Consider the following 14,328-nt stretch of genomic DNA (forward strand, 5'->3'; position numbering starts at 1 on the left):
CTTTGCAGTTGTGTGCAACTTTCATCGATCAGATTATCGCAGTTGGTCGATCAGTTCCTGCATATCAGCGGGCAGATCACTGCGGAAATGGAGCATTTCACCGTTCACTGGATGGACAAACCCCAGCTCGGCTGCGTGCAGCGCCTGCCGGGTGAACCCCAGTTCTTCAAATACGGGACGCAGCGGCTTTGGGATGCGGGCATAAGCAGGATCTCCCAATAGGGCATGACCGATTGATGCAAAGTGAACGCGCACCTGGTGGGTCCTGCCGGTTTCAAGACGGCATTCGATCAAGGCGGCGTGATCGAACCGTTCAATCAGCTTGTAATGCGTAACCGCCGTTTTCCCGCGTGAGGAATTGTTGGGCAGCACCGTCATTTTCTTTCGGTCAGCGTCCGACCGTCCAACCCGCGCGTCGATCGTGCCTTCGGCGGGCGAGGGGTGCCCGGCGCACACCGCGAGATAGCGGCGGTGGACGGTATGCGCGGCAAATTGCGCGGCAAGCCCTTCGTGCGCGGCGTCGCTTTTGGCGACCACCAGCAGGCCGGACGTGTCCTTGTCGATCCGGTGGACGATACCAGGCCGCGCGACCCCGCCGATGCCGGAGAGTTCCCCCCGACAATGGTGCAGCAGCGCATTGACCAGCGTGCCAGTGTAATTCCCCGCCGCCGGGTGGACGACCATGCCCGCTGGCTTGTCGATCACGATCAGGTGTTCGTCTTCGTAAACGACCGTCAGCGCGATGTCTTCGGGCGCGGCTTCGGCGGCAATGGCGGGCGGGATTTCGATGCGGAACGGCGTATCGGCGGCGACTTTGGCCGAGGCCGAGGCGGCCAGCTTGCCCGCAACCTCCACCCGGCCATCGTCAATCAAGCCCTGCACCCGCGCACGGCTCAGCCCGGTGGCGTCGGCCAAGGCCTTGTCGAGCCGGGCGGGGGAAAGGATGGTGCCGGTGATGATCTGAGGTTCGCTCACCCCACGCCCTTAACCGTTCGCCCTGAGCTTGTCGAAGGGCCGTTCTTGCCTTTTGCCAAGGTCGAAATCCGCTCCCAATCTCCACGAACCAGCGCCAGTTTTTTCGCGCGTGACCAGCCTTTGATCTGCAATTCGAAGGCGAGCGCCTCGTGGCGTGTCGGGAACTCGCCTGCCCACACCAGTTCGACAGGCAGTCTATCTGCGGTAAACCCCGGATAGACACCCGATTGATGTTGACCAAGCCGACGTTCAAGATCGTCAGTGTGACCCACGTAAAACTTGCCGCCCCGGCAATGTAACATATAGGTCCAGAATGGCATCAGACGGGGCTAAGGGAAGGGCGGCCCTTCGACAAGCTCAGGGCGAACGGATTTTGGGCTTCATGAACACAAGCTCAGGGCGAACGGATTTAGAGGTTGTTGATGAGGCTCTGGCTGCAATGCGCGCCGCCGCTGCCGCTGCCCATCCGCAGGAGGCGTGCGGGTTGTTGCTGGGGGAGGGCGCGCGGATCACCGCAGCGCGCGAAACCGCCAACGTCCACCCTGCACCCGCCACCCATTTCGACATCGACCCGCAGGCGCTGATCGACGCGCATCGGGCCGCGCGGGCGGGTGGGACGCAGGTGCTCGGCTATTTCCATTCGCATCCTGTCGGCGCGCCCGAACCTTCTGCCACCGACCGCGCGATGGCCGCGCATGATGGCCGCATCTGGGCGATCATCGCGGGCGACGAGGTGCGGTTGTGGCGCGATGGGGATGGGGGTTTTGTCGCTCTTTCCTTTACCATAATCGAAAGCTAGAACCGCGCGATGATTTCCCAGACCGATCTTGCCGCGATGCTGTGTTCGCGCCTGTGCCACGATATGCTGTCCCCCGTCGGCGCGCTTGCCAACGGGCTGGAACTGCTCGCCGATGAACAAGACCCGGAAATGCGCGGGCGCTGCATGGAACTGCTCGAACAATCGGCGCGGATCAGCACCGACAAGCTCAAGTTCTTCCGCCTCGCATTCGGCGCGGCGGGCGGATTTGGCGAAGCGATCCCGATTGACGAGGCCAAAAGCGTGATCGACGCGCTCGCTTCGGATGCCAAGCGGGTGGAGATCCACTGGGCGATTGCCGAACCGAGCCTGCCCAAACCGGCGGTCAAGGTGCTGCTCAACTTGGCGCAGATTGCGCTGGATGCGCTGGTGCGCGGCGGCACGCTCGATATCGGGGCGGAACGGCGCGATGGCGCGGTGGAAATCGTGGCGCGCGCGCGCGGCGACCGGATCGCGTTTGATGAAACCATCGGGCGCGCGTTGCAGGGCGACCTTGCGCCTGCCGAAATCACCAGCCGCACCGCCGCCGCCCACATGATCGCGGTGCTGGCCGAGGAGATGGACGGCGGGTTGCAATACAAGCTGGGCGATGGCGCGCTGGTGCTGGGCGCGGTGCTGCCTGAGCCTGACGGCATGATCGGATAAGGAACGCAGATGGCGGGCGAGGACGAACTGGTTCACGAAGAACGCCTCTCACCCAACCATGATGAGCGCGCCTTGCCGATTTCGATGGTGGTGCTGCATTATACCGAGATGAAGCCAGCGGGCGCGGCGATCGAGCGGCTAACCGACCCCGAGGCCAAAGTCAGCGCGCATTATCTGATCACCGAAGAAGGCGGCGTTGTGCGGATGGTGCCGGAAGAGCGCCGTGCATGGCACGCGGGCGCATCGTTCTGGCGGGGCATTCCCGATGTCAATTCGGCCAGCATCGGGATCGAGCTGGATCATCCCGGCCACGGCCTTGGCTATCGCGGATTTGCCGATGCGCAGATCGATGCGCTGTTGCCGCTGCTGGCGCGGATCGTGAAGCAGTATGACATTCCGCGCGCCAATGTGGTTGGCCATTCCTGCGTTGCGCCGATGCGAAAACTCGATCCGGGTGAGATGTTCCCGTGGGATCGGCTGGCGCAATACAACCTGTGCCTGCCGCGCCCGACCAGCCTGATGGCGGGCGATCCGTTTCCCAATGATGGTGCATTCTACCTCGCGCTCGAACGGTTCGGTTATGACATTACCAATGGGCACAAGGCGGTTGAAGCGTTTGAACGGCGCTGGCGGCCCGAACACATCACCGGCGTGGTGGACGGCGAGCTGGCCGCAATCCTGTGGCAATTGCTGTTAGACCGCGATCAGGGGCGCACGCGATAAGGGCGGTAAGCGTATTCAACACGTTCAGCCGGGATTGGGATCCGGCAGGCGATGAGAGGGAGAGTGGGATGATCAGAAAATTGACGGCCGAGTTTGTTGGCACATTCTGGCTGGTGTTCGGGGGCTGCGGATCGGCGGTGCTGGCGGCAGGATTCCCTGAACTGGGGATCGGCTTTGCGGGCGTGGCTCTGGCGTTCGGGCTGACGGTGCTGACGATGGCCTATGCGGTCGGCGGCATTTCGGGCGGTCATTTCAACCCGGCGGTGTCGCTTGGCCTTGCGATTGGTGGGCGGTTTTCGTGGGGTGAACTGGCGCCTTACTGGGCGGCGCAGGTGCTGGGGTCGTTCACGGCCGCTGGCGTGTTGTTCGTGATCGCCAGCGGGATGCCGGGGTTTGAAGCCGGGGGCTTTGCCTCCAACGGTTATGGCGAGCTGTCGCCCGGCGGCTATTCGATGCAGTCGGCGCTGGTGATCGAAGTGGTGCTGACGGCGGGCTTCCTGATCGTGATCCTTGGCGCGACGTCGTCCAAGGTGCCTGCCGGTTTCGCCCCGATTGCGATTGGCCTTGCGCTTACACTGATCCACCTGATCTCGATCCCGGTGACCAACACCTCGGTCAATCCGGCGCGTTCGACCGGGGTGGCGTTCTATGCCGAGACGGCGGCGGTGGGGCAGTTGTGGTTGTTCTGGGTCGCACCACTGGCGGGCGCTGCCTTGGGCGCGTTGATCTGGAAGGTGTTGCTTGCAGGCGGCGAAGATTGATCGCGCGAACCTTTGCCAATTCCTGACGCTGCGCCTATATGCGCGGCGTCAGGGGGCCTGAGGCAGCCGCGTGTTCGCCCATGCAAATGAGCGGGCGCGAGGAAAGTCCGGGCTCCACGAAACAAGGGTGGCGGGTAACGCCCGCCGGCGCTCCTTCGGGGGCGCAAGGGAAAGTGCCACAGAGAGCAAACCGCCGATGGCTTCCCCGAAAGGGACGCACAGGCAAGGGTGAAAGGGTGCGGTAAGAGCGCACCGGGGCGCTGGCAACAGGGCTCGCATGGCAAACCCCACCCGGAGCAAGGCCGAATAGGGGCCGCGCGCCTGCCTTTCGGGGCAGGTAGGGGTGTTTCGCCCTGAGTGGCCCGGGTTGGCTGCTAGAGCACAGGAGCAATCCTGCGCCCAGATGAATGGCTGCTGCCCCGGAGCCGGTCCGCAAGGATACCGACCGGGGACACAGAACCCGGCTTATGATGGCCCCCTGACATGAATTGCGCGCGCCGGTTGGCAGGCTGAACCCGCGCTTATACCAGCGCAGGCTCATTCTGTCTGGGCATCATCGGCGGATAAAGCTCATTCAGCGGCCGTGAACGCCCATCCGCGCAGACCAGCCGCACGTGATAACGTCGCAAGTGGCGCGGTTCGGACACGCCGCAGCTATGCGCGATCATGCCGACTTCCTTGCGCATCTGCGTGACAAAGTTTGCCACCCGCACTGCCTTGTTGGCGGGATCAAGCCCGCGTTGCAGCGCCGGATTATGGGTTGTGATGCCGGTCGGGCAGGTGTTCTTGTCGCACTTCATCGCCTGAATGCAGCCCAGCGCGAACATGAATCCGCGCGCCGAAATCACGAAATCGGCCCCGGCGCAAATCGCCCAGGCGACGTCAGCCGGAGTTACCAGCTTGCCCGACGCAATGATGCGGATGCGGTCTTTCAGCCCGGCCGCATCGCGCAGGTCGACCAGCATCGGCAAGGCTTCGCGCAGCGCCAGCCCGACATTGTCGATCAGCGGCAAAGGCGCCGCGCCAGTGCCGCCATCGCCGCCATCGACGGTGATGAAATCAGGCGCACTGGCCGCGCCCCGGCGGTTGATTTCCGCGAACAGTTCCTCGATCCAGCCATAGGCCCCGATCACGGTCTTGAACCCGACCGGCTTGCCGGTAACTTCACGAATATGGGCAATTGTGTCGAGCAGTTCGTCAATATTGCCGATGTCGGTGTGGCGGTTTGGCGAGATCGAATCCTCGCCTTCGGGAATGCCGCGGATCGCGGCGATTTCGGCGTTGACCTTGGCCCCCGGCAGGATCCCGCCCTTGCCCGGCTTGGCCCCTTGCGCCAGTTTCAATTCGAACATCCGCACCTGTTCGTGCCCGGCAATTTCGCGCAGTTTACCATCCGACAGCTGGCCAGCCGCATCGCGCACACCATATTTGGCGGTGCCGATCTGGAACACGACATCGCATCCGCCTTCGAGATGATAGGGGGCAAGCCCGCCTTCGCCGGTGTTCATCCAGCAACCGGCCATCTTCGCACCATTGGACAGCGCACGCACCGCCGGGGTCGACAAGGCCCCATAGCTCATCCCTGAAATGTTGAACAATGAAGGCGCTTCGAACGGGATGCGCGCGGCCTCTGCTCCGATGATCATCGGCGCGGCCTCAACCGCGTCTTCGTCCAGCGTTGGCCAAGGGCAATTGATGAAAATCGGCGTGCCCACCGGTTCGAGATTGCGGGTCGAACCGAAGGCGACATTGGTCGATTCGTGCTGTGCCGCGCTATAGACCCATTCGCGCTGCGCCCGGTTGAATGGCATTTCTTCGCGGTCCATCGCAAAGAAATACTGGCGGAAGAATTCGCCAAGGTTGGAGAGTATCGGGCGCATCCGCCCGATGACCGGGTAGTTGCGGCGAATGGCGTCGGCGGTCTGGATCCGGTCGACGATGAAGATGATCACCAACCCAAGCGCGGCTAGGCCGACTACGAAGATGAAGGCTGTTGCCAGCCCATCGAAAATGGCGGTCATTTCTGGCGTTCTCCAATGTTTCTGCCTCAAACCAAAGTTCGGTGAGCGTGTCTCATCGGACTTTGGTTACGCCCGTGCGGCGCAGACGCATTTCCAGCGCGCGATGCGTCAGTATTTCGGCGCGCTGGTATTAGAGTTTACGCAGGGGGCAGGCGCGAGGTTACAGCGGGCGGCATAAGCCGCAGTGCTCAGGCCCGTCCCACACTCAGGTAAGTGAACCCGGCTGCGCGCATATCGTCGGGATTGTAGATGTTTCTGAGATCAACCAGCACCGGGGCGGCGGCGAGTTCTTTTACGCGCTTGAGATCAAGCGCGCGGAACGCGTCCCATTCGGTCACGATCACGATCACATCAGCGCCGTCGATCGCGGCGTAGGGATCGTCACACATCGTCACTTCGGGCAGCAGCGGGCGGGCCTGCTCCATGCCTTCGGGATCGTAGGCGGCCACCGCCACGCCCGCGTCCATCAATGTCTGCGCCACCGCAATCGCGGGTGAATCGCGCATATCATCGGTGTTCGGCTTGAACGTCAGGCCCAGCAGCGCCGCTTTCTTGCCGCGCGCATCATCGAACCCACCCAGCGCATCGACGACCTTGCGGCCCATCGCCCGTTTGCGGCTGTCATTGACCTTGACCACGGCTTCGACAATCCGGGTCGGACTGTCGTAGTCCTCCGCCGTCTTGAGCAGCGCGAGCGTATCCTTGGGAAAACACGATCCGCCGTAACCCGGCCCGGCGTGCAGGAACTTTGATCCGATGCGGTTGTCCATCCCGATCCCGCGCGAAACATCCTGCACATTCGCGCCGACCTTTTCGCACAGGTCGGCCATTTCGTTGATGAAGGTGATCTTGGTCGCAAGGAAGGCGTTGGCGGCGTATTTGATCAACTCGCTTGATCGGCGCGAGGTGAACAGGATCGGCGATTCATTGAGATAGAGCGGGCGATAGACTTCGCGCATGACCTCTCGCCCGAATTCGTCCTCGGCCCCGATCACGATCCGGTCGGGCCGTTTGAAATCGCCGATGGCCGCGCCTTCACGCAGGAATTCGGGGTTGGAGACAACCGAAATGCGGTGCCGGGTTCCGGTATCGCTGATGATCCGTTCGACCTCGTCACCGGTGCCCACCGGCACGGTCGACTTGGTAACAACCACCGCATCGCCCGCCAGATGCTCGCCGACTTCGCGCGCGACTTCGTAAACGAAGGTGAGGTCTGCATGGCCATCGCCGCGACGACTGGGGGTGCCCACTGCGATGAAGATGGCGCTGGCGCCCTTTATGCCTTCGGCAAGGCTGGTGGTGAAGGACAGGCGCCCCGCCTTCACATTGGTTTCGACCAGCGCTTCAAGGCCCGGTTCATAGATCGGCATGATCCCGGCGTGCAGCCGGTCAATCTTGCTTTGATCCTTGTCGATGCAGACCACGTCATGTCCGAAATCGGCAAAACACGCCCCCGATACGAGCCCGACATAGCCCGAACCCACCATCGCAATCTTCATGAATACCTGCCCTTACGCGAAATCCGAACCTGCCCCGCCCTACGGTCAACGCGACACGCTTGCCCGTTCGCCATGGAAAATGTCAACCGACCCCCCATTGCTGGCGCAGGCCTGCAACACCCGCCGTTGATCGCCCTCAAGCACCAGCGCTGTAAGCACACCGGAGCGGAAAGCGCCAGTATCAATGCCGATGCGATTGCCGCAATTCATCACCCGGTCAAAGATCGTGTGGCCATGCACAACGACTTTTTCCAGTGGGCTTTTGTGATTGAGAAAGCGATCACGGATCCACAGCAGATCGCTGCGCTTCTGGTCATCCAGCGGACGGGCCGGATCAATCCCGGCATGGACGAATACATAGTCGCCGGCGATGATCATCAGTTCGAAACGGGTAATGTAATCACGAACCTGCACCGGCACCAGCGCAGGCAGGCGTTCGAATAGCTGTTCTGTCGAAAGCGCGGCGTATTGCCGGTTCGACAGGCCGAAACTGAGGATGGTTTCGCGCCCGCCATGCTTCACGAAATGGCGCAGCGCTTCGGGCTTTTCGAAGGCGGCGAGGAACATTTCTTCGTGATTGCCCGCCAGCACCCGGACATTGCGCTGCTGCTGCCACATCAGCGTGCGCGCGATCACGCCTGCGCTATCCGGCCCGCGATCAATCAGATCGCCAAGCAACACGACACGGGTATCAGCCGCGCCCAAGCTTGCGTCATCTTCCTCGATTGCGGCGATCATGGCGTCGAACAGGTCAAGGCGGCCGTGGATGTCGCCGATGACATAATAGCGCGTGCCAGCGGGCACCGTAGGCAGTCGGTGCTTCACTTGAGGGCGGAAATAGTTGCGCAATCGCTGCAGCATCGAGGCAATGTTCCGGTTGGGCGGCATTGGCGAGCGGTGGTTGGCAGCCCGCCCCCGCACGCAGGCCACAAGGCCCATGCACTGCGCCGCGCATACCGATCACCACGGCAAACCGCAACCAGCCGTCTGACAGGCGCGGCCAGAAGTGCAAATTTACCGGTCGGAGGCAATCAATCGAGCGAAAAACTGACGGTCGTGACCACCCGCACTTTTTTGTACGGGCTGTCAGACATGCCCCAGCCGCCAGCCTCTCCGTCACGCGCTTCGATGGTGAAATAGCCTTGGGTCGCTTCGCTGATCTTGCCGACGCGGGAACCCGAATCCTCGGCGAATTGCTGGGCTGATGCGCGCGCGTCCCTGGTCGCTTCGGCCACCATTTCGGGTTTGATGCTGTTCAATTTGGTGAAGGTGTAGGACATGGCCGAACCTTCCTCCAGAAACACCCCGCGCCCGACCAGATCGAATTGGCGGGCGACGGCCTTTTGCGCGCGGTCAATGTCTTGTGTGCGCAAGGCGAGCCTTTGCCGCACGGTGTAGGTGGTGATGCCTTCGTTGGTATAGCTCGATACATTCGCGCCGGTCGGCTGGAGAACATCGGCGGGGAAACCCAGATCGTTGAAGAACGCCTCGATCGCCTGCGTATCGCGCCGCATTTTGGCCTGTGCTTCGGTCAGGTTGGTCGATGAGGCGGAATAGGAGATTGTCCAGGTCGCAAGATCGGCGGTGACATCGCGTTCAGCCAACCCGCGCACGGTGACGGCGCGTTCGGCATCCTTGGCGCGCAGCAAGCCATCGCCCAGCAGATAACCGCCCGCGATCATGCCGATCGCGGCGATCGCTGCGGTGCCGAACCAGCGCAAGGTCGCAGGTTCACGCAAAGCGCCGCCTGCCGTAATCGCCGGTTGCACATCTTCGCTGCTCATCGCATTGTCCCCCTCAAGAGTGTTGATGCGACGAGTTGTGCATATACGTCGATGAACCGAGTTTGAATAAGGGAAGGGAACTGTTCCGTGGTGAAATACCTTCACTCCATGATCCGCGTGACCGATCCGGTCGCGACGGTCGATTTCTTCAAGCTGATCGGGCTGGAAGAAGTGCGCCGGTTCGATGTCGAGGCGGGGCGGTTCACGCTGATCTTCCTTGCCGCGCCGGGGCAGGCAGGTGTCGCCGAGGTTGAACTGACCCACAATTGGCCGCCCGAAGATGGCAGCCCCGGCGAATCCTATGATGGCGGACGCAATTTCGGCCACCTCGCCTACCGGGTCGATAATATCTACGAGACCTGCGCGGCGCTGGCCGATGCCGGTCACATCATCCACCGCCCACCGCGCGATGGGCATATGGCCTTCGTCAAATCGCCCGACGGGATATCGGTCGAACTGTTGCAGGAAGGCCATCTGGAACCGGCCGAACCGTGGGTGAGCATGCCCAATGTCGGCAGCTGGTAAACCGGCGGAAGTTGACACGCGGCAGCAGGTAACCCGGTTTAAACCATTAAAATAATTAGACCTGTTGCATGGCGGGACAAGTCAAGATAGTCAGGTTACTTAATTGGATCAGGGGGTCGCCTTGTCCATCTTGGAACTTGATCTGTGGCAGTGGGCATCACTGCTGCAACACGAACTGCTGCTGTTCGCCGGGGTATTTTTCCTGATTGGCGCGCTTGATGATCTCGCGGTGGATGCCGTGTGGGTCTGGTTGAAGGCGTCCGGGCAGGCGGTGACCCAGCGCCGGTCGCGCCGGTCTCTGCAAAATCGCAGCCTGCATGGCCATGCGGCGGTATTGATCCCTGCCTGGCAGGAATCTGCGGTGATCGGGGCAACCATCCGCCATATGCTCGATAGCTGGCCGCAGCCGAACCTGCGCCTGTATGTGGGGTGTTATCGCAATGATCCGGCGACGCTGGCGGCTGCGACGGCGGCGGCGCGGGGCGATGTGCGCCTGCGGCTGGTGATCCACGATCGTGATGGCCCCAGCACCAAAGCTGATTGTCTCAACCGCCTCTATGCCGCCATGACCACCGACGAAGCCCGCGCCGGCCACCGCTTTGCCAGCGTGGTGTTCCATGATGCCGAGGACATGGTCGATGCAGCCGCGCTTGGCCTGCTCGATGAAACCATCGCGGACGGGGCCGATTTTGTGCAACTGCCGGTCGAACCGCTGGTGCAGCAGCGCGGCGGCTGGATCGCACGGCACATCGGCAGCCATTATTGTGAGGAATTCGCCGAAGCGCATGGCAAGGCGATGGTGGTGCGCGATGCGCTTTCCGCCAGCCTGCCGGGCGCAGGCGTGGGCTGCGCGGCATCGCGCGGGGCGCTTGATGAACTCGCCGAACGCCGCGCTGCCGATGGCTTTGGGGGAATGCCTTTCGCCAGCGATTCGCTGACCGAGGATTACGAACTTGGCCTTGCCATCGGCGCTGCGGGCGGGCGGTGCCGGTTCGTGCGGGTGCGCGGTGATGATGGCACGCTGGTCGCCACCCGCGCGTTTTTCCCCGACCGGTTTGAAAGCGTGGTGCGCCAGAAATGCCGCTGGGTGCTGGGCATTGCCTTGCAAGGCTGGGACCGGGTCGGATGGTCGGGCGGCATGATCGAACACTGGATGCGCGCGCGTGACCGGCGCGGGCCGCTCACCGCACTGGTGCTGCTGGCAGGCTATGCGCTGGTGGTGCTGACCGGGCTGATGGGGATAGCGATTGCCGCTGGACTGACCCGGCCGGTTCCGCTCACCCCGCTGCTCGAAGCACTGCTGATCGCCAACGTGGCGGCATTTGTGTGGCGCGTGGGTATGAGATTCGCCTTCACCGCGCGCGAATATGGGTGGCGTGAAGGGGTGCTGGCAATCCTGCGCCTGCCGCTCGCCAACGTGATCGCCATCATCGCCGGGCGGCGCGCGGTGTTAGCCTATGCCGCCACTCTGGGCGGGCGCGCGGCGGTGTGGGACAAGACCGAACACGAAGTGCACCCTGTGCAATTGGGCCTTGTTGGAAACGCGCGATGACGGCGGGGCTGCCGGCGAGCGGCAGGCCGCGTGGTGGGCCACTGTTGATGCTCGCGCTGATGCTTACCGCATGGACGGGTGCGCGGGCGTTGTGGTGGGAAAACCCGTTTGCCGCGATTGGCGATGCGCTCGTTTTGCCGGATGTGTTTGCGCCCCCTGCCGGGCCCATCTTTGCGCAGACGGCGGCGGCGCAGCCCGAGCCGTCCCCGTCTGCGCTGCCCGGAGACGCGTCAAGCAGGGACGGGGCAAGCTTTGCTGACGGCGCGTTGACCACACAGATCGATCCGCAGCTTGCCGCCGCGCACGCTTATTTGTGGCAAGCGGGCATGGGTGAGCCTGCTTCACAAGCTGCGAGCGGGTCTGGAGGCGGTGTCAGCAGCGGATTGGCGGCCGCGATGTCCTCTGCGTCCGATTATGCGCCCTTCCTCCCTGCGCCAGTTCCTCGGCCAGGCATCGCCGGACGCTGGTCTTTAGATGCATGGACGTTCTGGCGGCAAGGATCAGATGCCGCGCCGGTTTCGCAAGGGCGGGTGCCGATCTACGGCGCGAGCCAGGTGGGTGCGGTGCTGCAATACCGGCTGGCACCAAACGCGCGGCACGATCCCCGGATATATGCCCGCGCCTACCGTGCGATGGTGCGGCGCGGAGAAAACGAAGTGGCGCTGGGCGTGTCGGCACGTCCGCTTGCCCGGGTGCCGCTGCGGGTGGCGGGCGAAGTGCGCTATACCGACGCGGCCTTTACCGATGAACTGCGCCCATCCGCCTATGCGGTCACCGAGTTCGCGCCGATCACGCTGCCGTTTGGCACGCGGCTGGAAGCCTATGGGCAGGCAGGCTGGGTCGGCGGCGCGTCATCCACCGCCTTTGCCGATGGGCAGATGAACCTGTCGCGCGAAGTCCGCGCGGTTGCTGATGCCACGGATAATGGCGTGCGTCTCAGCGTGGGGGCTGGCGCATGGGGCGGGGCGCAAAGCGACGCGCAGCGGCTTGACGTCGGGCCGACGATGCGGATCGATCTGACCGTGGGCCAGGTGCCAGCGCGCCTGTCGATTGATTGGCGTGAACGGGTCGCCGGGCAAGCCAGCCCCGATTCCGGACTGGCCGCGACGCTGTCGACAAGCTTCTGATTTATGCGGTTCATGGTCGCAAACCAATGACCGCCCACAAATAACCCGCCCACCCCGGCTTTCATCGGCTGGCGTGCTGGTCTAATCGAAATCCATGGACGTCTACCTGCCCATCGCGAATCTGTCGGTCAACGGCCTGTTTATCGTGCTGCTTGGCGGGTTGACGGGTATCTTGTCGGGTCTGTTTGGCGTGGGCGGCGGGTTTTTGACGACGCCACTGCTGATTTTCTACGGGATACCGCCAACGGTCGCCGCTGCCTCGGCGGCTACGCAGGTAACGGGCGCAAGCGTTTCGGGCGTGCTCGCCCATTCGCGCCGCAAGGGCGTTGATTACCGCATGGGCGCGGTGATGGTCGGCGGCGGAATTGTCGGAGCGTTGATCGGGGCGGGTCTGTTCCGCGTGTTGCAAGCGTTCGGCCAGATCGATGTCGTCATCAACATTCTATATGTGCTGATGCTGGGATCCATCGGAACATTGATGCTGCGCGAAGGATTGGCAGCGTTGCGACCCGACGTTTTCGGCGGAGGGGTTAACCGACCCGTGCGCAAACGCCGCCATCACCCACTGGTGGCGAGCCTGCCCTATCGCTGGCGGTTCTATGCCTCGGGCCTGTATATCTCGCCCCTGGCGCCTGCGATATTGGGAATGCTGGTTGGTATCCTGACGATGCTGATGGGGGTTGGCGGCGGGTTTCTGCTAGTGCCCGCGATGCTGTATATTCTGGGGATGAGCGGGAATGTGGTGGTTGGCACGTCGCTGTTCCAGATCCTGTTCGTGACGATGGTGACCACCATGACCCACGCGCTGACCACCAAGGCGGTTGATCTGGTGCTGGCCGGGCTGCTGCTGCTGGGATCGGTGCTGGGCGCGCAATTCGGCACGCAGATTGCTTCAAAGGCGCGGCCTGAATATCTGCGGCTGGCGCTGGCCGCGCTGGTGATCGTTATCGCGCTGCGGATGCTCTACGGCCTTGGCGTGCAACCGGACGAAATTTACACCGTGGTGCCACTATGAGCATCGGCCTGTCGCTTGCCGGACGGCTGACGCTGGCCTTGGCCGCATGGCTCGCATTGTCACCCTCCCCGGCTTTTGCCCAGCGCGAACCGGTGCTGGTGCCCGAAGTCAGCCAGTCGCTGATCGAGGTGCGGCAGGGCTTCACCGGCGCGCGGCTGCTGCTTTATGGTGCGGTGATCGACCCCGCAGGGGCCGGGAGCGCCGGGGATTATGACATCGTGGTGGTGCTGAAAGGCCCGGCCGAACCGATCCGGCTGCGCGAAAAAGAACGCATCGCCGGGATCTGGATGAATGCCGGAGCCAGTGACTTCCGTTCCGCGCCTTCGTTCTTCGCGGTCGTCTCCTCGCGCCCGATCAGCGAAATTGTTGATGAACGCACAGCGGCGATTTTCGAACTGGGCACCGATTTCATCCAGCTTAGCCCATCGGGCCAGATCGAGCCTGAGGAACAGGCGCGTTTTTCCCGCGGCTTGGTGGAATTGCGCCGGCGGCAGGGGCTGTATCAGGAAAACCCCGGCGGCGTGCGCATCAGTGAAAAGGTGCTGTATCAGGCGCGCATCAACCTGCCGTCCAACGTCACCACCGGGCCTTACACTGCCGAAACCTTCGCGATCGCGCGCGGGCGGGTGCTGACCAGTGCGACGGCGCGGATCGAAGTGGTCAAGACCGGGCTTGAAGGACGGGTCGTCACTGCTGCGCAGCGGTGGTCGTTCCTCTATGGACTGGGGGCGATTGCCCTGTCGCTCGGCATGGGGTGGCTTGCCGGACGGATGTTTGCCAAGGGCTGATCTAGTGGATTGACCGGAACGAAAGAGTCCATTTAGGGATTCCCAGAGGCTTGCCGACGTGCGATTCAGGGAGGATGCGCGATGGTATCACTTTCT

Annotated in this window: 16 protein-coding genes and 1 other RNA gene; 11 read left to right on the plus strand and 6 right to left on the minus strand. The window is 62.9% G+C overall.

The window, feature by feature from the left end; all coding sequences use genetic code 11:
• Positions 1-33: 33 nt before the first annotated feature.
• Both ACSSV3_RS11710 and ACSSV3_RS11715 read right to left on the minus strand, forming a co-directional pair.
• The gene (locus ACSSV3_RS11710) at positions 34-975 is read right to left on the minus strand and encodes an RluA family pseudouridine synthase (RefSeq protein ID WP_354325617.1); all 942 of its coding nucleotides are present in this window, start codon (positions 973-975) and stop codon (positions 34-36) included.
• A complete protein-coding gene (locus ACSSV3_RS11715; protein ID WP_354325618.1) occupies positions 972-1,295 on the minus strand; it encodes a GIY-YIG nuclease family protein in 324 nt (107 codons plus the stop codon). Before ACSSV3_RS11715 ends, ACSSV3_RS11710 begins: the two co-directional genes overlap by 4 nt.
• A 62-nt stretch (positions 1,296-1,357) precedes the next feature.
• Here ACSSV3_RS11715 and ACSSV3_RS11720 point away from each other — a divergent pair, with 62 nt between their 5' ends.
• From ACSSV3_RS11720 to rnpB, 5 genes are all read left to right on the plus strand, one after another.
• Complete coding sequence (locus ACSSV3_RS11720) at positions 1,358-1,774, plus strand: M67 family metallopeptidase (protein ID WP_354325620.1); 417 nt, start codon at positions 1,358-1,360, stop codon at positions 1,772-1,774.
• A gap of 9 nt (positions 1,775-1,783) precedes the next feature.
• A complete protein-coding gene (locus tag ACSSV3_RS11725; RefSeq protein WP_354325622.1) occupies positions 1,784-2,437 on the plus strand; it encodes a histidine phosphotransferase family protein in 654 nt (217 codons plus the stop codon).
• 9 nt (positions 2,438-2,446) lie between these two features.
• Positions 2,447-3,160 carry an N-acetylmuramoyl-L-alanine amidase gene (locus ACSSV3_RS11730; protein ID WP_354325624.1) on the plus strand — a complete coding sequence of 238 codons (714 nt, stop codon included), beginning with the start codon at positions 2,447-2,449 and terminating at the stop codon, positions 3,158-3,160.
• 68 nt (positions 3,161-3,228) lie between these two features.
• On the plus strand, positions 3,229-3,921 hold the full coding sequence (gene aqpZ / locus ACSSV3_RS11735; RefSeq protein ID WP_354325625.1) for an aquaporin Z: 693 nt from the start codon (positions 3,229-3,231) through the stop codon (positions 3,919-3,921).
• Positions 3,922-3,971: 50 nt separating this feature from the next.
• Positions 3,972-4,405: RNase P RNA component class A (gene rnpB / locus ACSSV3_RS11740), an RNA gene on the plus strand.
• 37 nt (positions 4,406-4,442) lie between these two features.
• Here rnpB and ACSSV3_RS11745 read toward each other — a convergent pair.
• The gene (locus ACSSV3_RS11745; protein ID WP_354325626.1) at positions 4,443-5,942 is read right to left on the minus strand and encodes an FMN-binding glutamate synthase family protein; all 1,500 of its coding nucleotides are present in this window, start codon (positions 5,940-5,942) and stop codon (positions 4,443-4,445) included.
• Between ACSSV3_RS11745 and ACSSV3_RS11750 the strand changes: the two genes are divergently transcribed.
• Positions 5,932-6,120, plus strand: coding sequence for a hypothetical protein (locus tag ACSSV3_RS11750; protein ID WP_354325627.1), 189 nt, complete (start codon positions 5,932-5,934; stop codon positions 6,118-6,120). The two genes, ACSSV3_RS11745 and ACSSV3_RS11750, sit on opposite strands and share 11 nt — an antisense overlap.
• A gap of 10 nt (positions 6,121-6,130) precedes the next feature.
• Here the strand turns inward: ACSSV3_RS11750 and ACSSV3_RS11755 are convergent, their stop codons facing one another.
• The 3 genes from ACSSV3_RS11755 to ACSSV3_RS11765 form a co-directional block, all read right to left on the minus strand.
• Positions 6,131-7,441: a UDP-glucose dehydrogenase family protein gene (locus tag ACSSV3_RS11755; protein WP_354325628.1), complete on the minus strand. Its 1,311-nt coding sequence runs from the start codon at positions 7,439-7,441 to the stop codon at positions 6,131-6,133.
• Positions 7,442-7,486: 45 nt separating this feature from the next.
• Complete coding sequence (locus ACSSV3_RS11760; protein ID WP_354325630.1) at positions 7,487-8,329, minus strand: metallophosphoesterase family protein; 843 nt, start codon at positions 8,327-8,329, stop codon at positions 7,487-7,489.
• A 143-nt stretch (positions 8,330-8,472) separates the two neighbouring features.
• A complete protein-coding gene (locus ACSSV3_RS11765) occupies positions 8,473-9,225 on the minus strand; it encodes an SIMPL domain-containing protein (protein WP_354325631.1) in 753 nt (250 codons plus the stop codon).
• Positions 9,226-9,312: 87 nt separating this feature from the next.
• Between ACSSV3_RS11765 and ACSSV3_RS11770 the strand changes: the two genes are divergently transcribed.
• From ACSSV3_RS11770 to ACSSV3_RS11790, 5 genes are all read left to right on the plus strand, one after another.
• Complete coding sequence (locus tag ACSSV3_RS11770; RefSeq protein ID WP_354325633.1) at positions 9,313-9,750, plus strand: VOC family protein; 438 nt, start codon at positions 9,313-9,315, stop codon at positions 9,748-9,750.
• Between the two features lie 121 nt (positions 9,751-9,871).
• Positions 9,872-11,302 carry a glycosyl transferase family protein gene (locus ACSSV3_RS11775; protein ID WP_354325634.1) on the plus strand — a complete coding sequence of 477 codons (1,431 nt, stop codon included), beginning with the start codon at positions 9,872-9,874 and terminating at the stop codon, positions 11,300-11,302.
• On the plus strand, positions 11,299-12,429 hold the full coding sequence (locus ACSSV3_RS11780; protein ID WP_354325636.1) for a hypothetical protein: 1,131 nt from the start codon (positions 11,299-11,301) through the stop codon (positions 12,427-12,429). The genes ACSSV3_RS11775 and ACSSV3_RS11780 overlap by 4 nt, the downstream gene beginning before the upstream one ends.
• Positions 12,430-12,523: 94 nt before the next feature.
• Positions 12,524-13,444: a sulfite exporter TauE/SafE family protein gene (locus ACSSV3_RS11785; RefSeq protein WP_354325638.1), complete on the plus strand. Its 921-nt coding sequence runs from the start codon at positions 12,524-12,526 to the stop codon at positions 13,442-13,444.
• Complete coding sequence (locus ACSSV3_RS11790; RefSeq protein WP_354325639.1) at positions 13,441-14,232, plus strand: TIGR02186 family protein; 792 nt, start codon at positions 13,441-13,443, stop codon at positions 14,230-14,232. The genes ACSSV3_RS11785 and ACSSV3_RS11790 overlap by 4 nt, the downstream gene beginning before the upstream one ends.
• The last annotated feature ends 96 nt before the right edge of the window (positions 14,233-14,328 follow it).

The organism is Porphyrobacter sp. MBR-49 (assembly GCF_053628655.1).